This is a genomic window from Thalassovita autumnalis, from assembly GCF_001458255.1.
GTDB classification, from domain to species: Bacteria; Pseudomonadota; Alphaproteobacteria; order Rhodobacterales; family Rhodobacteraceae; genus Thalassobius; species Thalassobius autumnalis.
The window spans coordinates 14,372-32,226 of sequence record NZ_CYSB01000004.1 but is presented as its reverse complement, the minus strand read 5'-3'; the positions used below and the strand labels follow the sequence as shown (position 1 = coordinate 32,226).

General features: G+C 60.0%; 19 protein-coding genes. 17 read left to right on the top strand and 2 right to left on the bottom strand.

The genetic code is table 11. The features are described 5' to 3' along the window. Positions 1-5: 5 nt before the first annotated feature. On the bottom strand, positions 6-1,151 hold the full coding sequence (locus TL5118_RS00190) for a lytic murein transglycosylase (protein WP_058241651.1): 1,146 nt from the start codon (positions 1,149-1,151) through the stop codon (positions 6-8). A 173-nt stretch (positions 1,152-1,324) separates the two neighbouring features. Beyond that, positions 1,325-1,789 (bottom strand): Lrp/AsnC family transcriptional regulator, encoded by a 465-nt coding sequence (locus TL5118_RS00185; RefSeq protein WP_058241650.1) that lies wholly within the window; start codon positions 1,787-1,789, stop codon positions 1,325-1,327. Positions 1,790-1,988: 199 nt separating this feature from the next. Here TL5118_RS00185 and TL5118_RS00180 point away from each other — a divergent pair, with 199 nt between their 5' ends. The 17 genes from TL5118_RS00180 (at position 1,989) to TL5118_RS00100 (ending at position 17,752) form a co-directional block, all read left to right on the top strand. Continuing rightward, positions 1,989-3,224, top strand: a complete 1,236-nt coding sequence (locus tag TL5118_RS00180) for a 3-methyl-2-oxobutanoate dehydrogenase (2-methylpropanoyl-transferring) subunit alpha (protein ID WP_058241649.1) — start codon at positions 1,989-1,991, stop codon at positions 3,222-3,224. A 2-nt stretch (positions 3,225-3,226) separates the two neighbouring features. After that, positions 3,227-4,240 (top strand): alpha-ketoacid dehydrogenase subunit beta, encoded by a 1,014-nt coding sequence (locus TL5118_RS00175; RefSeq protein ID WP_058241648.1) that lies wholly within the window; start codon positions 3,227-3,229, stop codon positions 4,238-4,240. Positions 4,241-4,243: 3 nt separating this feature from the next. Beyond that, on the top strand, positions 4,244-5,515 hold the full coding sequence (locus tag TL5118_RS00170; protein WP_058241647.1) for a dihydrolipoamide acetyltransferase family protein: 1,272 nt from the start codon (positions 4,244-4,246) through the stop codon (positions 5,513-5,515). Beyond that, entirely contained in the window at positions 5,516-6,874 is a 1,359-nt protein-coding gene (gene lpdA, locus TL5118_RS00165) for a dihydrolipoyl dehydrogenase (protein ID WP_058241646.1), read from the top strand. Positions 6,875-7,045: 171 nt separating this feature from the next. Continuing rightward, positions 7,046-7,762 carry a phosphonate metabolism transcriptional regulator PhnF gene (phnF, locus tag TL5118_RS00160; protein ID WP_058241761.1) on the top strand — a complete coding sequence of 239 codons (717 nt, stop codon included), beginning with the start codon at positions 7,046-7,048 and terminating at the stop codon, positions 7,760-7,762. 4 nt (positions 7,763-7,766) lie between these two features. Next, positions 7,767-8,186 carry a phosphonate C-P lyase system protein PhnG gene (locus tag TL5118_RS00155; RefSeq protein WP_058241645.1) on the top strand — a complete coding sequence of 140 codons (420 nt, stop codon included), beginning with the start codon at positions 7,767-7,769 and terminating at the stop codon, positions 8,184-8,186. Further along, positions 8,186-8,722 (top strand): phosphonate C-P lyase system protein PhnH, encoded by a 537-nt coding sequence (phnH, locus tag TL5118_RS00150; RefSeq protein WP_058241644.1) that lies wholly within the window; start codon positions 8,186-8,188, stop codon positions 8,720-8,722. Before TL5118_RS00155 ends, phnH begins: the two co-directional genes overlap by 1 nt. Then, positions 8,722-9,777 carry a carbon-phosphorus lyase complex subunit PhnI gene (locus TL5118_RS00145; RefSeq protein WP_058241643.1) on the top strand — a complete coding sequence of 352 codons (1,056 nt, stop codon included), beginning with the start codon at positions 8,722-8,724 and terminating at the stop codon, positions 9,775-9,777. Before phnH ends, TL5118_RS00145 begins: the two co-directional genes overlap by 1 nt. Further along, positions 9,774-10,688, top strand: coding sequence for an alpha-D-ribose 1-methylphosphonate 5-phosphate C-P-lyase PhnJ (locus TL5118_RS00140; protein ID WP_058241642.1), 915 nt, complete (start codon positions 9,774-9,776; stop codon positions 10,686-10,688). The genes TL5118_RS00145 and TL5118_RS00140 overlap by 4 nt, the downstream gene beginning before the upstream one ends. Further along, entirely contained in the window at positions 10,685-11,482 is a 798-nt protein-coding gene (locus TL5118_RS00135) for an ATP-binding cassette domain-containing protein (protein ID WP_058241641.1), read from the top strand. Before TL5118_RS00140 ends, TL5118_RS00135 begins: the two co-directional genes overlap by 4 nt. After that, the gene (locus TL5118_RS00130; RefSeq protein WP_058241640.1) at positions 11,479-12,195 is read left to right on the top strand and encodes a phosphonate C-P lyase system protein PhnL; all 717 of its coding nucleotides are present in this window, start codon (positions 11,479-11,481) and stop codon (positions 12,193-12,195) included. Before TL5118_RS00135 ends, TL5118_RS00130 begins: the two co-directional genes overlap by 4 nt. Then, positions 12,182-13,363, top strand: coding sequence for an alpha-D-ribose 1-methylphosphonate 5-triphosphate diphosphatase (locus TL5118_RS00125; RefSeq protein ID WP_058241639.1), 1,182 nt, complete (start codon positions 12,182-12,184; stop codon positions 13,361-13,363). Before TL5118_RS00130 ends, TL5118_RS00125 begins: the two co-directional genes overlap by 14 nt. A 141-nt stretch (positions 13,364-13,504) precedes the next feature. Then, complete coding sequence (gene phnC, locus TL5118_RS00120; RefSeq protein WP_058241638.1) at positions 13,505-14,308, top strand: phosphonate ABC transporter ATP-binding protein; 804 nt, start codon at positions 13,505-13,507, stop codon at positions 14,306-14,308. A gap of 33 nt (positions 14,309-14,341) precedes the next feature. Beyond that, the gene (phnD, locus tag TL5118_RS00115; RefSeq protein WP_058241637.1) at positions 14,342-15,262 is read left to right on the top strand and encodes a phosphonate ABC transporter substrate-binding protein; all 921 of its coding nucleotides are present in this window, start codon (positions 14,342-14,344) and stop codon (positions 15,260-15,262) included. A 59-nt stretch (positions 15,263-15,321) separates the two neighbouring features. Next, a complete protein-coding gene (gene phnE / locus TL5118_RS00110; RefSeq protein ID WP_058241636.1) occupies positions 15,322-16,275 on the top strand; it encodes a phosphonate ABC transporter, permease protein PhnE in 954 nt (317 codons plus the stop codon). Continuing rightward, positions 16,272-17,129 carry a phosphonate ABC transporter, permease protein PhnE gene (gene phnE, locus TL5118_RS00105; protein WP_058241635.1) on the top strand — a complete coding sequence of 286 codons (858 nt, stop codon included), beginning with the start codon at positions 16,272-16,274 and terminating at the stop codon, positions 17,127-17,129. The genes phnE (TL5118_RS00110) and phnE (TL5118_RS00105) overlap by 4 nt, the downstream gene beginning before the upstream one ends. Next, complete coding sequence (locus TL5118_RS00100; RefSeq protein WP_058241634.1) at positions 17,126-17,752, top strand: LbetaH domain-containing protein; 627 nt, start codon at positions 17,126-17,128, stop codon at positions 17,750-17,752. The genes phnE (TL5118_RS00105) and TL5118_RS00100 overlap by 4 nt, the downstream gene beginning before the upstream one ends. The last annotated feature ends 103 nt before the right edge of the window (positions 17,753-17,855 follow it).

Here is a 17,855-nt window from a genome sequence, read left to right as displayed (position 1 = left end):
CTTGTTTAGCTCAGGCGGGCAAGCAGATCGCGGTTTGCGGTGCCGGTGATTGCCAGCCCTAGCCGTCTTTGGAAATCCCGAATGGCGGCTTCGGTTTTGGCGCCGATCACGCCGTCGACCGTACCAACGTCGTACCCTTTGGCTTGCAAACCACGTTGGAGTGCCAGCCGATCCTCTTTGGTCAACCCATTGGCATCCGGCGGGAAGGTTCCGCGCAGGGGTCCCGCCCCGCCGAGGCGATCGGCGAGATGGCCCACCCCGAGCGCGTAGAAATCGGAATTGTTATAGGTCTTCAGCACATTGAAATTGCGGGTGACCACAAAGCTGACGCCGCCCTGTTGCGGCTGAAGAGTGCGCCCTGCCGGTGCGCCAGGCCCGACTTCCGCCCCCCAAGTCAATCCAGATTGCCAGCCGTTGCGCGCCAGATAGCTGGCGGTGGAGGCCAGCGCGTCGCTTGGATCCTGCCCCCAGACATCGCGCCTGCCATCACCGGTGAAATCGACAGCAAAAGATTGGTAGGAGGTGGGAATGAACTGCGTGTGCCCCATCGCCCCGGCCCAGCTGCCGGTCAGTTTGGCCGCTGAGATGTCGCCACGCTCAAGTATGCGCAAGGCGGCGATCAGCTGCGTTTCATAAAAGGCGCCACGGCGGCCTTCAAAGGCAAGCGTCGCCGTGGCGGAGATCACCGGGATCTGTCCACGCTTTTCGCCAAACTGACTTTCCATGCCCCAAATCGCCGCAGTGATCAGCGCGCTGACACCGTATTTCCGTTCAATCTCGGCAAGTGTACTTGCATGTTTCGTCAAAGCGGCGCGGCCTTTTGTCAGCCTGTCATCTGACGCGGCAATCGACAGGTATTCTTCCAAAGTGCGCCGAGTTTGGATCTGGGTTCTGTCCCGGGTGATGACCCCGGGCAGATAGCCAACATTTGCAAAAGCCACCTGCAGGGTAGTTTCGGAAATGCCTGCGGCCCGCGCGCGTGGTCTGAAATTCGCGATCCAATTTGCAAATGCCGGGTTGGCTACTGGTTTGAGGTCTGATGGCAGGCTGCTGACACCAGCCCCCGTTGCCGTCGGGGACCTGCCGGCCACGCAGGCGGACAGGGCTAGCCCAGCGCTACTTGCGAGGAAATGACGTCGGTTCATAATCATGACCTTGCCAAGGATAATAGCCTCCAACCAAAAAGGAAGATTGTTTCAGGATCACTGTCGCGATTTTCGTCCCTGTCGGTTTTTGGCAAGGGCACCGATTTAGAGCGCAATCCCCGAGGGTTTGCCAGCCCAATAATGGAGAAGCTTTTGAAAGCATCACCGGCAGAGAGCAATTACGGCAACCGGTTGCGGTTGATGAATTTTTGCAAGGCAAACCGGGATTTTACGTTGCGCAGGCCGGGAATGCGCATCAGTTTTGATTGCAGGAACATGTCAAATTCCTCAAGGCTTTCGACGGCGACTTCCAACAGGAAATCCTGAGCTCCGGTCATCAGCGTGCCGGTCACCACCTCTTCAAACAGGCTGACCTGTCGTTGGAAATCGGCGATCTGTGCGGCGTCTGTACGCTCCAATTCGACCGAGACATAGGCGGTGATGCCATGGCCCGCGACCTTGCGATCGAGCGTCACACCGTAGTGGGCGATCAGCCCGCTGTCCTGTAGCCGCGCCAAACGGCGTTTGCAGGGGGTGGCGGAGAGGCCAATGCGTTCAGACAGCTGAACCAGTGAAATCCGACTGTCAGCCTCCAGTGCACGCAAAATCTCTCGATCCAGATGATCTAGGGTGATTTTGGCCATGTTTCCGCAGATCCTTAGTGATTTGACGCTGACTTAGGTCAGGATAGCTGTCAGAATTGCGTTAAGCAACTACTCTGTTGCCCCTAGAATACTGAGCAGCCGAGCCTGCGCCAGCCATGATCTGTTATGCTGGTGGCAGAAGACTCAGACTTACCGCAGGGCATGCCCCTTGCGTTCACCCAGACCGGAGGGGGGTCGGATGACATCTACCTATGAACCGCTTTCACTCAATGTGCCGGAACCGGGCTGCAGACCCGGCGACACGCCTGATTTTTCGGATTTTGAAATTCCGCGCGCCGGGGAGGTCAAACGCCCCCCTGTGGATGTGGATCCCGACACGATCCGCGATATGGCGTTTTCCATTGTGCGGGTCCTGAACAAGGACGGTCAGGCCGTTGGGGACTGGGCCGGGGCCCTGACGGCGGGGGAGCTGCGCCAAGGCCTGCGTCACATGATGACGCTGCGGACCTTTGATGCGCGGATGCAGACCGCACAGCGGCAGGGCAAGACCAGCTTTTACATGCAGCATCTGGGTGAAGAGGCGGTGAGCTGCGCCTTTGCCCGCGCCCTGCAGCCGGGGGACATGAACTTCCCCACCTATCGTCAGGCCGGTCTGTTGATCGCCTCGGACTATCCGATGCTGACGATGATGAACCAGATCTATTCCAACGCCGAAGATCCACTGCACGGTCGCCAGCTGCCGATCATGTATTCGTCTAAGGCGCATGGGTTCTTTTCGATCTCAGGCAACCTTGGCACCCAGTTTGTGCAATCGGTGGGCTGGGCCATGGCCTCGGCCATTTCGGGCGACACCAAGATCGCCACCGGCTGGATCGGGGATGGCTCCACCGCCGAAAGCGATTTCCATTCTGCGATGGTCTTTGCCTCTACCTATAAGGCGCCGGTGGTGTTGAATATCGTCAACAACCAATGGGCCATTTCGACCTTCCAGGGCATCGCACGTGGCGGTGTCGGCACCTTTGCAGCGCGCGGCCATGGCTTTGGCATTGCCTCTATCCGGGTGGACGGCAACGATTATCTGGCGGTGCATGCGGTGGCCAAATGGGCGGCTGAACGGGCCCGTCTGGGCCATGGGCCAACCTTGATCGAATATGTGACCTACCGCGCGGGCGGGCATTCCACCTCGGATGATCCATCGGCCTATCGGTCCGGTAGCGAAGCCGACGCCTGGCCCCTGGGCGATCCGCTGGAACGCCTCAAGGCGCATCTGATCGCTATCGGTGAATGGACTGAGGACCGTCACCGACAGGCCGAAGCGGAAATTCTGGATGAGGTCACTACCATTCAGAAACAGGCCGAAGCGGTCGGCACCCTTGGTGACGGTCAGGCCCCCAGCCCCCGCGACATGTTCGAAGGGGTTTATGAAACCATGCCGCCTCATCTGATCCGGCAACGTCAGGAAGCGGGGTATTAACCATGGCACAGATGACAATGATCGAAGCCATCCGGGACGCCCATGATGTGGCGATGGCTGCGGATGACAAAGTGGTGGTCTTTGGCGAAGACGTCGGGTTTTTCGGCGGCGTGTTCCGCTGCACCGCTGGCCTTCAGGAAAAATACGGCAGCGCACGCTGCTTTGATGCCCCGATCAACGAAAGCGGGATCGTGGGCACCGCCATTGGCATGGCGGCCTATGGGCTGAAACCGGTGATCGAAATTCAGTTCGCCGACTATGTCTATCCCGCCTATGACCAGATCGTGTCTGAGGCAGCGCGCCTGCGGCATCGCTCAAACGGGGATTTCACCTGTCCCTTGGTGATCCGCATGCCCACCGGCGGCGGCATCTTTGGCGGGCAGACCCACAGCCAATCGCCCGAGGCGATCTTTACCCATGTGTCAGGGCTAAAGGTGGTGATCCCCTCAAACCCAGCCGATGCCAAGGGGCTGTTCCTGTCGGCGGTTGCGGATCCCGATCCGGTGATCTTCCTCGAACCCAAACGGCTATACAATGGCCCGTTTGACGGCCACCATGACCGGCCCCTGACCTCATGGAAGAAACACCCGCTGGGCGATGTGCCAGATGGGGATGTGTCAATTCCCCTGGGCAAGGCCAAGATCACCCGCGAAGGCGCGGATGTGACGGTTTTGGCCTACGGCACAATGGTTTACGTCGCCGAGGCCGCCGCAGAAGAGGCCGGTGTTGACGCTGAGGTGATCGACCTGCGCACCCTGATGCCGCTGGATCTGGACACGATTGTGGCCTCCGTTCAAAAAACCGGCCGCTGCGTCATCGTGCATGAGGCAACCCGCACCTCGGGCTTTGGTGCTGAGCTGATGAGCCTTGTGCAGGAAAGCTGTTTTTACCACCTCGAGGCGCCGATGATCCGCGTGACCGGATGGGACACACCTTATCCGCACGCGCAGGAATGGGAATATTTCCCCGGTCCGGCCCGTGTTGGGGAAGCCTTGAAAAAAGTGATGGAGGGGTAAGCCATGGGTATTCACGCAATCAGACTGCCCGATATCGGTGAAGGCATTGCCGAGGCCGAATTGACCGAATGGCAGGTGAAGCCGGGCGATATCGTTAAAGAAGACGACATCCTGGCGGTTGTCATGACCGATAAGGCCGCTGTGGAAGTGCCGTCCTCGGTTGAGGGCAAAGTGGTCGAACTGGGCGGTGAGATTGGCACGCTGATGGCCGTTGGCGCCGTGTTGATCCGGATCGAAGTGGACGGCGAAGGCAACGAAGGCGACATCGCTGAAGACGCCGCAACACCGCCCGCCGCCGCGCCGGCCCCCAAGCCGGAGGTGCCAAAACCCGCAGCCGCCCCTGCGCCCAAACCCGCACCGGCGCCTGCGCCCTCCGCAGCCCATATCGTGGCACGCGCGCAGGGCACCAAACCGCTGGCGTCGCCTTCGGTGCGTGGCCGCGCCCGTGACGAAGGCATCGATCTGCGTCAGGTGACGGGGTCCGGCCCTGCCGGTCGGATCAGCCATGAGGATCTGGACCGCTGGATCGCCTCTGGCGGCATCCAGCAGGGCGGCGTGACCCGCGCTGCCAACACCGGCATCGAAGAGGTGCGCGTCATCGGCATGCGCCGCAAAATCGCCGAGAAGATGCAGATCTCCAAACGGCAGATCCCGCATATCACCATCGTCGAAGAGGTCGAGATGGAGGCGCTTGAAAGCCTCCGCGCGGCGCTGAACGCCAAACACAAGGGCGATCGCCCCAAGCTGACCATCCTGCCGTTCCTAATGCGCGCCATCGTCGAAGCGGTGCGCGAACAGCCAGAGCTGAACGCGCGTTATGATGATGAGGCCGGTGTGATCCATCGCCACGGCGGGGTGCATGTGGGCATCGCCACGCAAACCCCCAACGGGTTGAACGTGCCGGTGATCCGCCACGCTGAGGCAGGCAGCCTCTGGGACAATGCGACCGAGCTTGGCCGGCTGGCCGATGCCGCCCGTGATGGCACCATCAAGATTGATGAATTGCAGGGGGGCACGATCACCATCACCTCGCTGGGTCCGCTTGGCGCGCTGGCAACCACGCCAATCATCAACCACCCCGAGGTGGCCATTGTCGGCGTCAATAAAATGCAGATCCGCCCGGTCTGGGACGGGCAGCAATTTCAGCCGCGCAAGATGATGAATATCTCCTGCTCTTTTGATCACCGGGTGATCGATGGCTGGGACGCGGCGGTGTTCGTGCAGAAACTCAAGACCCTGCTGGAAACCCCAGCGATGCTGTTTGTGGAGGGGTAAATGGCGGATAAGAAATGTAAACTTCTGATCATTGGCGCGGGTCCCGGCGGCTATGTCTGTGCGATCCGTGCCGGCCAGCTGGGTATTGACACGATTGTGGTGGATGAGGCCGCACCGGGCGGCACCTGCCTGAACATCGGTTGCATCCCCTCCAAGGCGCTGATCCATGCGGCGGATGAATTCCACAAGATCACCCATGCGAATGATGGTCCCTTGGGCATCAAAACCGCGGGTGCCAGCATCGATCTGGCCGAAACCGTTGCCTGGAAAGACGGCATCGTCTCCCGTCTGACAGGCGGCGTTGCCGGGCTGATGAAACGCGCGGGCGCGCAGTATGTGCAGGGGCGGGCCCGCTTCCTTGATGGCAAAACCGTCGCCGTCAGCAATGGCGATGAGGTCACACAGATCCGCGCGGAACATGTGGTGATCGCCTCAGGCTCGGCCCCGGTTGAACTACCCTTCCTGCCGTTTGGCGGCGACATCCTCTCCTCGACCGAGGCGCTGTCACTGGACAGCGTGCCGGAGACACTGGCCGTTGTGGGCGGCGGCTATATCGGTCTGGAACTGGGCACGGCCTTTGCCAAACTGGGCACCAAGGTCACCGTGGTTGAGGCGGCGGATCGGATCCTGCCAACCTATGACAAGGCGCTGACCGCGCCGGTGGCCAAACGTCTGGCGGCGCTGGGTGTGACCGTGATGACCGGGGCCAAGGCCGAAGGCTTTGCCGAGGGCCAACTCACCGCCGATCAGGGGGCTGTTCAGGCCGACAAAGTGCTTGTCACCGTCGGCCGCCGTCCACGGACGCAGGGCATCGGCGTGGAGGAACTGGCACTGACGCTGGACGGGCCGTTCATTCGGATCGATCAGACCTGCCAGACCTCCATGCGCGGGATCTATGCGATCGGCGATGTCACCGGGGAGCCGATGCTGGCCCACCGGGCGATGGCGCAGGGCGAAATGGTGGCGGAGCACATCGCTGGCCATGCCGTGGAATGGGACAAGCGCGCCATTCCGGCGGTCTGCTTCACCGACCCTGAGATTGTCACCTGCGGCGCCCTGCCGGGCGAGGTTGAGGGCACCAAAGCGTCCGAATTTCCCTTCATGGCCAATGGCCGCGCGATGACCTGCGAACGCGAAGATGGCTTCATCCGGGTGGTCTACCGTGAGGCCGATCATGCGGTGCTGGGGCTGCAGGCAGTTGGCGCCGGGGTCTCTGAACTTTCCGCAGCCTTCTCGCTCGCCATCGAAATGGGTGCCTGTCTGGAAGACATCGGATCGACGATCCACGCCCATCCGACCCAGTCCGAAGGCCTGCAAGAGGCCTGTTTACGCGCACTGGGGCATGCGTTGCACATCTAACCCAACCGCCGGCCCGCACCTTAGCGGGCCGGTGTTGTTTTGGGGGTTGGGTGCCGGGTAGAAAACCCTGCGGGGGAAATTGGTATCCGAAAATAATCTGACGAGAAAATCGTCATTTCTCTGTTACCGCCACAAGCTAGATCGGATTCATTCGAATGAATGAGCGGTCTGATGGTGAAAGAAAAATGGCGGTTGGTGCGTGACCAGCTGAAACAGGATATCGAAGCGGGCGTATTCCAACCCGGGGCAAAATTGCCTACTGAGCCGGAGCTTGCAGCGCAGTTCGGGGCCGGGCGTCATTCGGTTCGCCGCGCCGTTTCAGAGCTGTCCAAAGAGGGCACGCTAAGTGTCGAGCAGGGGCGGGGCACCTTTGTCGAAACGGCTCCTTTGCTGGAGTATGAGATCGGGGCACGCACGAGGTTAAGCAAAAACCTCGGCGCTCAGGGTGTTGAGATGTCTAGCGCGTTGCTGTCGGCGCAGCTGGTCAAATCGAGCGAGCGTGTGGCACAGGCGCTGGGGATGATCCCCGGGGCGCCAGTGCTGGAAAGCCGCCGCATCACCTATGGCAACGCTGTCCCGATTGCCTTTGGCGCTTCTTATCACGACCCGGAAAAATTCCCTGATTTTGCAGCCCGCCGCGATGTGCTGGGCTCAACCACGCAGGCCTATAAGACCTACGGGATCCACGATTATCTGCGGGCCGAAACCACCCTGCACAGCCGTCTGGCACGCCCGGAAGAGGCCAAGATGCTCAAGCAGCACGTCGACAGCCCCGTCGTGGTGATCCGCGCCCTGGATGAAACGCTGGAGGGCACAGCGCTCAGCTACAAGGAAGTGATCTGGTCGGCGCTGCGTGTGAAATTCTCAATGTCCACTGACAGGAAGTAGCGAAATGGAAACGCCTCACTCCTCACACCTTAGCATTTTGGCAAGAAGCGGAGCGGAGGCAATAAAGCCCTTTGCGGAAACGCTGATCCCGCTGTTGGGCGACGTCGAAGTGCTGAAAAGCCAGACCGGTCTGGTCATGCTGCCCATGCGCGATACGGCGCAGGGCACAGCCTTTCACCTTGGTGAGGCGCTGGTCAGTGAGGCGCATATCACATGTGGTGACATCGAAGGTTACGGCATGCGCCGTGGTCGCGATCTGGAAGCGGCCATGGCCATGGCCCTGATCGATGCGGCCCTGCAAAGCGGCATTGCGTCTGCCGAGTGTCAGGCATTCCTTGACGCCCAGCAGCGCACACAGGCGGCGGAAGACCACGCGCGCCTTTGTCAGGTGGAAGCCACCCGCGTCGATATGGAGACGTTCTGATGACTGCGATACCCATCCCCTCCGAGGCGGAGCGCCGTTCGAACCAAGCTTTCGACGCCTTGCTGACCGCGCTTAGCCGACCGGGTTCGATCCAGAGGCTGCCCCAACCCGGTGAAGCGTCGATCATTGAGGCGTTGCTCGATCGTGAATGCCGCGTCTTTTGTGCCGACCCGCTACTGATGCCGATAGTTCTTGCCACCGGCGCGATTGTTGCTGACTTGCCCGCAGCGGATCATGTTTTCGCGGGCGCTCTGCAGGATTTGGACGTTGTGAACGGCCTTGATCTGGGCAGTCACCTTTACCCCGATGATGGCGCAACCCTTGTGGTGCGCGCGGTGCTTGGCCAAGGCCCAAAGCTGCGCCTGACAGGGCCGGGGATCGAAACCACGGTTGAGGTCACTGTTGGTAGCTTGCCCGAGGGGTTCTGGGACCTGCGGCGGCAGCGGATCCGGTATCCGATGGGGTTTGATCTGTTTCTGGTGGATGGTGACTGGGTGCTGGGCATGCCGCGTTCCACCCAAGTGGAGGTGCTGTAATGGCCTATGTTGCAACCCGTGGCGGTGAACGCGCGATTGAACAGGCAGAGCGTTTGTTCCGTGCTGAAATGGGCGAAATTACCGAAGCCCGCGTGGCCGAAATCAAAGCGGCCATGCCCTATCTGATTGACCGGGTGATGGGCGAAGCCTCGCTTTATGATGAGGATCTGGCTGCTTTGGCGCTCGCCCAAACCGGGGGGGAATTGTTTGAGGCGGTATTGGTCCTGCGGGCTTGGCGTACGACGCAGCCGCGTTTGCAGGTCGCTGATCCCATCACGCAGGACGCGCTGTTTACTCATCGCCGGATCTCGGCCGCGTTCAAGGATATTCCGGGGGGGCAGGTTTTGGGGCCAACGCTGGACTACTCGCACCGGATTTTGGCCACGGATGTTCTAAACGGGTTCCCCTTCAAACCGGCGGAGGTGGAGCCTGCGGCACAGCCCGCACCGGCCTATCAGCCCTCAGTCGCGGCATGGCAGGCGGATAACGATCTGGTGGACCTGCCGCCAATTGATGACACCGCGCCCGAAGATATCCCGGATGTGACCCGCGAACCGCTGCTGTTTCCAGCCAAGCGGGCGCATACGCTGCAAAGTCTGGCCCGTGCTGAAACAGGCGGCGCACTGGCGCTGGGCTATGCAGCGATGCGCGGTTACGGGCAGGCCCATCCCACTGTGAATGAGCTGCGCCTTGCTGAGGCCGATATCATGGTGCGCCACCCCAATGGCACCGCGTTTTCGGCAGGTCGCGTCAAGGTGAGCCAGGCTGAAGTGGTGTCCAAGAAAGGCGAAAAGCTGGAGTTGGGGTTTGCCGCCACGCTGGGCTGGAATGAGGTCAAATGCATCTCTGCCGCAACTTTGGATCTGAACAGCGCTGGTGCTGAAAAGGGATCTGCCACCGAAGAAGAGTTCTTCATCTACCACACCGAAGGTGTCGAAAGCTCGGGCTTCTGTATTCACTTCAAACTGCCCCACTACGTGACGTTCCAATCTTCATTGGACGCAATGCGGGACGCCAAAGCGAAAGCCGCATCCCGGAAGGAGCCAGCCGAATGAGCCTTGCAACATTGACCAAAAACTGGGAGCCGATGAGCTATGGTTTCCTCGATGCCTCAGCCAAGCGTGAGATCCGGCGCAAAATGCTAAAGGCCGTGGCCGTGCCCGGCTGTCAGATGCCCTATGCCAGCCGTGAGGTGCCAATGGCACGCGGCTGGGGCACCGGGGGCTTGCAGGTGTCACTGACCCTGATGAACCCGTCCAAACGGGTCAAGGTGATCGATCAGGGCGCCGATGATTCCGTCAATGCCGCCTCCATCCGCCGTTTTCTGGCGCGGGTGTCCGGTGCGCCGACCACTTTGGACACGCTTGAGGCGGATCTGATCCAATCACGCCACCGCATCCCCGAAGAAAAGCTGCGTGAGGATCAGGTGCTGGTGTTGCAGGTGCCTAACCCCGAACCGCTGCGCCCGGTGCAGCCCAATATGTCAATCGCGCGGCAAATGCATGCGGATGCGGATTATGGCCGTATGTGGCTGCAGCTCTATGAACAGATCGTGCGTTCAGGCCGGGTGATGCAGGGGGCTAGCTACCCGTCGCTGGTGAACGGGCGTCACGTGATGACACCATCGCCGATCCCACGCTGGGATGTGCCGAAACTGCATATGGCCAAGCATCTGACCATCCTGTCGGCGGGGCGCGAAAAACGTATTCACGCGGTGCCGCCCTTCACACGGGTTGAACCGCTGGTCTTTGACGATGTGCCCTACAAGGTCGAAGACCATGGGGGTCTGACCTGCAATCGCTCTGGCGCCAAGGGGTTCTTCATGAACGAAATTCCGCAGGATGACGGATCTTCGACCTATGAGATTTCGGATAGCGAGTTCGGCGTCAAAACCATCAAACAAGCCGAAGGTGAGCGCGTTGAATTTGGCGAAACCTGGTATACCGACGGGGAGATGCCGTCATGACTATCACGATAGATGCACCCAAACTGATAAAGGCCGCACCGCTGCTGCGGGCGCAGAACGTCAGCAAGACCTATGGAGCGGTTCAGGCGGTGCGGAGTGTTTCGGTCGAGGTCTTCCCGGGCGAAGTACTGGGCATTGTTGGCGAAAGCGGATCGGGGAAATCTACTTTCCTTCGGATGCTTAATCTGGAAGAAACACCTGACAGCGGCAGCTACACGCTGGATCTGCCCGAGGTTGAGGGTAATCTGTTCGATCTGGACCGGTTCGCCCGTCGGATGCTCTGTGCCACGCGGATCGGGATTGTCTATCAGAACCCACATCTGGGGCTGCTGATGAAACATTCCTCCTCGGGCAATGTGGCCGAACGCCTGCTGGTCGCTGGGGAGCGCCGCTTTGCGGTCTTGCGCGAAAAAGCCAGCGATGCGCTGGAGGCATCGGAGTTTCCACTGGATCGTCTGGATGCGCCTCCGGCAGAACTGTCAGGGGGGATGCAACAGCGTGTGCAACTGGCCAAGGCAATCGCTTTGGAGCCTGCGCTGCTGCTGCTGGATGAACCGACTACCGGGCTGGACGTCAGCGTTCAGGCCCTGGTGCTGGACACGCTGAAACGGCTGCAACAGGACCGCAAGATCACCATGGTGATCGTTTCCCATGACCTTGGGGTGATCCGCACGCTGGCGGACCGCGTGATGGTCATGCGCCGCGGCGAAGTGGTGGAGGCCGGACTGGCCGATCAGATTTTCCAAGATCCGCAACATGCCTATACGCAACAATTGGTGCACGCAAAGCTATGACAACCGTTCTCGAAGTTCAGGGCCTGACCAAAGGCTTCACGATGCACCATCTGGGCAACCACTTGGCGGCCTTTGATCAGATCTCTTTTGATCTGAGGGCTGGGGAGTTTCTGCTGCTGAAAGGCCAAAACGGCGCCGGGAAATCGACGCTGCTGCGCACGCTTTACCGGTCTTATATCGCACAGGCGGGGCAGGTGATCTTTCATTCAAACCATGGGGCGATTGACCTCTTGCGGGCGGCTGATGTGGATATCACCTTGCTGCGGCGCGAGGAGATCGGGTTCGTCACCCAGTTTCTTGTCGCACGCCCCCGCGTCTCTGCCGAGGCTCTGGTGGCGGAACCTCTGAGGTTGGCGGGCCAATCGGCTGAGGCAGCCCTGAAGGAAGCACGCAAATGGCTGGCGGAATTTGGCGTGAAGGAAGATTTGTGGCGGGCCTACCCGACGACTTTCTCAGGCGGGGAACAGCAGAAGGTCAATCTGGCACGGGCGTTGATCCTGCCACAGAAACTGTTGCTGCTGGATGAGCCGACCGCCTCGCTGGATGTGAAAGCGCGCGCCGCATTGGTTGCCCGCCTGAGGGAGCTGAAGGCGGCCGGCACCGCGATGATCGGTGTGTTTCATCATCCCGATGATGTGGCGCAGCTGATTGACCGTGTGATCGACCTGACACCAGGCTTGGAAAATGAGGAGCGCGAAGATGTGGTTGTCTAATCTGTCCCTTGTCTTATCGGATCGGGTGATCAGCAGCGGGGCGTTGCGGATCGACGGGGATCGCATTGCCGAGGTGCGCGAAACCCCCGTGGACCATGGCATCGACTGTGGTGGCGCGCTGGTCGCACCCGGGTTCATCGACATGCATGGTGACATGATTGAGGTCGAGTTGGAGCCACGTCCAAACGTCGATTTCCCGATGGAGGTGGCCCTTGCCCATCTGGATGCGCGGCTTGCGGCCTGTGGGATCACGACAGCCTATGCGGCTGTCAGCTTCTCGCGCGGGGTGCGCAGCGGCGAACGGCGTTCTTTTGAGCACACCAGTCAGGTGATCCGCAGTCTGCATGCGCTGCGTGCTCACTGTGCCGTGGATCACCGTATTCATGCCCGGTTCGACATTACCTTTGATAACGCCGTTGAAGTGTTGCGCGATCTGATCCGGGACGGGCAGGTGGATCTGGTTTCGGTCATGGATCACACGCCGGGGCAGGGGCAGTACCGCGATCTGGAACAACACATTCGCCAGCTCGCAAAGCGTGAGGGCGTGTCTGAAACCCAGGCCCGGCAGATTGTCACTACCCGGATTGCTGAGCGCAGTCGCCCGCAGCAGGTCATTTTGAGCAACCTCAAGGCCGTGTCGGATCTGTGTCGTGCTGGCGCAGTTGCATTGGCCAGCCATGACGATGACATCCGCGAGAAAGCGCATCTGATGGCGGACATCGGCGCGGTGATCAGCGAATTCCCGGTCACGCTGGAGGCTGCTGAGATCGGTGCGGAACGGGGCATGATGACAGCCATGGGCGCGCCGAATGCGATGCGCGGTCAAAGCTATTCGGGCAACCTATCGGCCCGTCTGGCGCATGAAAACGGGCTGCTGGACATTCTGGCCTCGGACTATCATCCGGGGGCGATGCTGACCGCGGTGATGACATTGGCGCAAAGCGATCCGGCTGGACTGCCCGGCGCAATGGCGCTGGTGACGCGCAACCCCGCCAAGGCGCTGGGCCTGACAGACCGGGGGGAGATCAAACCGGGACTGCTGGCCGACCTTGCCTTTGTTCAAACGGGCAAGCTGCCGCGCGTCACAGCCACAATGCGGGCCGGTCGGTTCGTGCATTCTGTGGGCGATGTTGCCCTTTTGGATCAGCCAATACTGCAACCCGCCTGAGCGGGCTGCAGCGCTGAGACGCCTGTCATGGTTGGGTCATAAAACAATCAAAACAGCGTCACCCAATTGTTCGTTGGCCGTTAGCTTGGACGCATAGAAAGCTCTGGAAACATTCGAATGAATTGATCCGGAGCGATTTAGATGAGTTCTGAGCTATCCCTGCAAGCCGTGTCGCGCCATTTTGGTGACACCCGTGCCGTGGACAATGTAACGCTGAATATTCGCCCCGGCCAGTTCGTCGGCGTGATTGGCCGGTCCGGCGCCGGTAAGTCCACTATGTTGCGGTTGATCAACCGGCTGGCCGATCCGACCGAAGGATCGATCCTGTTTGACGGCAAGGACATTACCGCGCTCAAGGGCAAGGCGCTGCGGGCGTGGCGGCGTGACTGCGCGATGATTTTCCAGCAGTTCAATCTGGTTGAACGTCTGGATGTTCTGACAAATGTGCTGATCGGGCGGCTGGCCGAACATGGCTTCCTGTCCTCGATGGCGATGCGGTTTTCCGATGAAGAGCGCGCGATGGCCATTCAGGCGCTGGACCGTCTGGATCTGGTGCCGCAGGCCCTGCAGCGGGCGGGCACCCTCTCGGGCGGGCAGCAGCAGCGTGTCGCCATCGCCAAAGCGCTGGTGCAGCAGCCAAAGATCATGCTGGCCGATGAACCTATCGCTTCACTGGATCCGGCAAACGCCACCCTCGTTATGGATGGGCTTAAGACCATCAACCGCGAGGATGGGATCACCGTTCTGGTCAATCTGCACACCCTCGACACTGCCCGCGCCTATTGTGACCGCATCATCGCCATGCGCCAGGGGCGCGTGTTCTTTGACGGCACCGCCGCACAGCTGACCGACGATGTCGTCCGCGACATCTATGGCCTCGAGGGGCTGAGAGAATTCAACGAAGCCGTCACCTCTACTGCAATCCGCACACCCGTGCCGGCTTAACGCTTCCGAAAACGCGAACAAGGGGACATCCACATGCGTTTTATCACTGCCACCGCTCTTGCGGCTCTCATCGCAGCCCCGGCTATGGCCGATGGTTGGAAAGACGATTATCAGGTTCTGAAGTTCGGCGTTCTGTCGGGCGAGAACGAAAAAGACCGGATCGCGCGCTACACGCCGCTGGAAAAATACCTGGAAGAAAAGCTGGGTATCGAGGTCGAGATCTTCACCGCAGGCAACTATGACGGTGTGATCCAGGCGCTGGCCGCCGATCAGATCGAAATCGCGCGTCTGGGCTCCTCGTCCTACGCGGCGGCTTATACCGCGACCAACGGTGGCGTTGTTCCGACCCTGACCGACATCAAGAAAGACGGCACCACCGGCTATTACTCGATCGTTGTGACCCGCTGTGACTCGGGCATCACCTCGCTGGAAGATGCCAAAGGTAAGGTTCACGCCTTTGCCGATCCGGACTCGACCTCGGGCTATGCGGTTCCTTACTGGAACATGGTCAACAAAGAGGGCTTCAAGCCGGAAGAGCACTTTGGCACCGTAACTTTTGGTGGCAGCCACGAAGCGGACGTGCAGGGCGTTTACAACGGCACTTTCGACACCGCCTCGACCTATCAGAACAACGACGTAAACGGCATCTATCAGCGCATGGAAGCCAAAGGCATGATCGAACCCGGTCAAATCTGCAAAATCTGGCAGAGCCCGGAAATCACCACCGGCCCGTGGACGTTCCGCAAGAACCTGCCTGCCGAGATGATCGAAGAGGTGACCGCCGTCATCGAAACCTTCCCGGCCGAAGATCCTGAGGGCTTCAAGCTGTACTCGTCCTATGACCCGGAAGATGACAACAACAAAGTTGGCTTCACCCGCGTGGACGCTGACCGCTATCAGTGGATCGTGGACATGCGCGCCTGGATCAAGGCCGCACGTCGCAGCAACAGCTGATCTATCGATCTGGAGGGAGGGCTGTCGCCCTCCCTTTTTCTTTGTTGGGAAGACCTTTCATGACCATGTCTGCTGATCTGTCAGCGGGTGCGGCGGCTGCTTCTGGCGGCGGCGCAGATACCCTTGCTGAATTCGAGCGTGCCTATGCCGCGCAACGCCGCCGTTCTCTGCGCAACTGGACCTTGGGAACCACGCTGTTCCTGATCCTCTTTGCGTTGTCCAGTTGGTTGGGCGATTTCTTCAAGGTCACGCAGATCACCCTGCCTGACGGATCGCGGGACTGGCGCTGGATCATTCCGGCGGGTCTGCCGCGGCTGGGGGAATACATTTCGCAGACCATCCCGACCCTGCATTGGGACACTCTGGGGGCAGATCTGGCCAATTGGTTCTGGCGCTGGAAGATCTGGATGAACCTGCTGTTTGAAACCATCCTGATCGCCTTCATGGCGACGGTCTTTGGCGTCTTCGGCGGGTTCCTGTTGTCCTTTCCAGCGGCACGCAATCTGGCACCCAACACGTGGGTGCTGTGGATCACCCGCCGCTACTTGGAAATCGCGCGCACTGTGCCGGAACTGGTCTGGGCGCTGATTTTTGTTTTCTGCTTCTCAGTTGGTCCAATGGCCGGTGTGCTGGCTATTGGTCTGCATGCAACGGGCGCATTGGGCAAGCTTTATTCCGAAGTGAATGAGAACATCGATATGCGCCCCCTTGAGGGCGTGAAGGCCGCGGGCGGCAGCTGGTTTGACCAAATCCGATACGGCGCTGTGCCGCAGGTTCTGCCGAACATCCTCAGCTACACCCTGTTGCGGTTTGAGATCAACGTTCGGGCCAGTTCGATCATTGGCTACGTCGGCGCCGGTGGGCTGGGGCAGGAGTTTCGCACCGCGATGTCCTTTCAGGAATACACTGACCTGTCGGCTCTCTTCATCATCATCTTCGTGACCGTTGTGATCATTGACTACGGTTCAGAAAAACTGCGCCACCGCGTGATTGGCCTGGAGGACCGGGTATGACCCTAACAGCAAAAGAGATCGCCGCAGCCAAAGAGCGTGTGCCGTTGGCCTTTCAGGCGCCCTTGCCGGTGCGTCTGCGCCGGGCGGCACTGTGGGCCGGGTTTATCGGGCTGTTCTGCTACTGCCTCTGGGCCTTTGATTTCAGTCCTGAACGGATCTGGACGGGACTGGGGCGTCTCGGCACGGTTCTCAGCTTCATGTTTCCGCCCCATGTCTGGGACAATTGGCGCGACTTTTCCGAGGTTCTGAACGGCCTGGGGGAGACATTGGCGATTGCCTTCCTTGGCACCCTATTGGGCGCGATCGTGGCTTTTCCCCTGTCGTTCCTGGGGGCCAAGAACATTAACCGCTTTAGCCTGCTGCGCCAGACCACACGCCGGGGCTATGATGTGATCCGTGCCTTTGAAACCCTTATCCTTGCGCTGATTTTTATCCGCGCCTTTGGCCTTGGTCCGCTGCCGGGCATCCTGGCGATTGCGGTCTCAGAAATCGGCACCTTTGCCAAACTGTTTTCCGAAGCGATTGAGAACACATCGAAAAAGCCCGTGGATGGGGTTAAGGCTTCAGGTGGATCCCGTTTGCAGCAGATCCGATATGCCATTGCCCCGCAGGTCAATCCGGTGATCCTGTCGATCCTGCTGTACAACTTCGAATCCAATGTCCGCTCGGGCACGATCCTGGGGATTGTCGGGGCCGGGGGGATTGGCTTCCTGCTCTCGGATCGGATCGCGGCCTATAAATGGGATGAAGCCTGGTCAATCATCTTTTTGATCATCGCGATGGTCTATCTGATCGACTACCTGTCAGGCCTGATCCGTCAGCGCATTATCGGCAAATGGGATGGTGCGAAATGAGTGGTGCAGGATCCAAGAAACGTCTGTCCGAAGCCCCGACCATCCATCCAGAGGCCGATGTCACCGACTGTGACCTTGGTCAATGGACAGAGGTGGGCAAAGGCACGGTGATGAAGTCCGCGCAGATGGGGGACTATTCCTACATCACCCAACATTGCCACGTTGTGTGGGCCACGATTGGCAAGTTCTGCTCGATCGCCAATGCCACCCGGATCAACCCCGGCAATCACCCGACCTGGCGCGCGGTGCAGCATCATTCCGTCTATCGCGCCGAGGCCTACGGACTGGGTGCCGACGATCATGATTTCTTTGACTGGCGCAAGGATCACTGGGTGAATATCGGCCATGATGTCTGGATCGGCCATGGGGTGACCGTGACGGCCGGTGTGCGCATCGGGACGGGGGCGGTGATCGGGGCAGGGGCCGTTGTGACCCGCGATGTAGATCCCTACACGGTGGTCGGCGGTGTGCCCGCGCGGGTCATCAAACGCAGGTTCAGCACAGAACAGGCCGAGGCCCTGCAGGACATCGCGGTCTGGAACTGGGACCGCGATACGTATAAGGCGGCCCTGCCGGACATCCGCGCCCTGCCGATTGATGCCTTTATCGAGAAGTATCGTTAGCTTTCTGTGTGACCTTCATCCCGCGGCGGAGGCTGCGGGATGGGTCCATGAGCAAACACTGGTGCCAGCGACGCAAGCAGATCCAGATCAATTTGTTCGCATG

Bases quoted from the DNA above. Each gene is read 5' to 3' on its own strand.
- TL5118_RS00190 (WP_058241651.1), bottom strand. From the start codon at position 1,151: ATGATTATGAACCGACGTCATTTCCTCGCAAGTAGCGCTGGGCTAGCC.
- TL5118_RS00185 (WP_058241650.1), bottom strand. From the start codon at position 1,789: ATGGCCAAAATCACCCTAGATCATCTGGATCGAGAGATTTTGCGTGCA.
- TL5118_RS00180 (WP_058241649.1), top strand. From the start codon at position 1,989: ATGACATCTACCTATGAACCGCTTTCACTCAATGTGCCGGAACCGGGC.
- TL5118_RS00175 (WP_058241648.1), top strand. From the start codon at position 3,227: ATGGCACAGATGACAATGATCGAAGCCATCCGGGACGCCCATGATGTG.
- TL5118_RS00170 (WP_058241647.1), top strand. From the start codon at position 4,244: ATGGGTATTCACGCAATCAGACTGCCCGATATCGGTGAAGGCATTGCC.
- lpdA (WP_058241646.1), top strand. From the start codon at position 5,516: ATGGCGGATAAGAAATGTAAACTTCTGATCATTGGCGCGGGTCCCGGC.
- phnF (WP_058241761.1), top strand. From the start codon at position 7,046: ATGGTGAAAGAAAAATGGCGGTTGGTGCGTGACCAGCTGAAACAGGAT.
- TL5118_RS00155 (WP_058241645.1), top strand. From the start codon at position 7,767: ATGGAAACGCCTCACTCCTCACACCTTAGCATTTTGGCAAGAAGCGGA.
- phnH (WP_058241644.1), top strand. From the start codon at position 8,186: ATGACTGCGATACCCATCCCCTCCGAGGCGGAGCGCCGTTCGAACCAA.
- TL5118_RS00145 (WP_058241643.1), top strand. From the start codon at position 8,722: ATGGCCTATGTTGCAACCCGTGGCGGTGAACGCGCGATTGAACAGGCA.
- TL5118_RS00140 (WP_058241642.1), top strand. From the start codon at position 9,774: ATGAGCCTTGCAACATTGACCAAAAACTGGGAGCCGATGAGCTATGGT.
- TL5118_RS00135 (WP_058241641.1), top strand. From the start codon at position 10,685: ATGACTATCACGATAGATGCACCCAAACTGATAAAGGCCGCACCGCTG.
- TL5118_RS00130 (WP_058241640.1), top strand. From the start codon at position 11,479: ATGACAACCGTTCTCGAAGTTCAGGGCCTGACCAAAGGCTTCACGATG.
- TL5118_RS00125 (WP_058241639.1), top strand. From the start codon at position 12,182: ATGTGGTTGTCTAATCTGTCCCTTGTCTTATCGGATCGGGTGATCAGC.
- phnC (WP_058241638.1), top strand. From the start codon at position 13,505: ATGAGTTCTGAGCTATCCCTGCAAGCCGTGTCGCGCCATTTTGGTGAC.
- phnD (WP_058241637.1), top strand. From the start codon at position 14,342: ATGCGTTTTATCACTGCCACCGCTCTTGCGGCTCTCATCGCAGCCCCG.
- phnE (WP_058241636.1), top strand. From the start codon at position 15,322: ATGACCATGTCTGCTGATCTGTCAGCGGGTGCGGCGGCTGCTTCTGGC.
- phnE (WP_058241635.1), top strand. From the start codon at position 16,272: ATGACCCTAACAGCAAAAGAGATCGCCGCAGCCAAAGAGCGTGTGCCG.
- TL5118_RS00100 (WP_058241634.1), top strand. From the start codon at position 17,126: ATGAGTGGTGCAGGATCCAAGAAACGTCTGTCCGAAGCCCCGACCATC.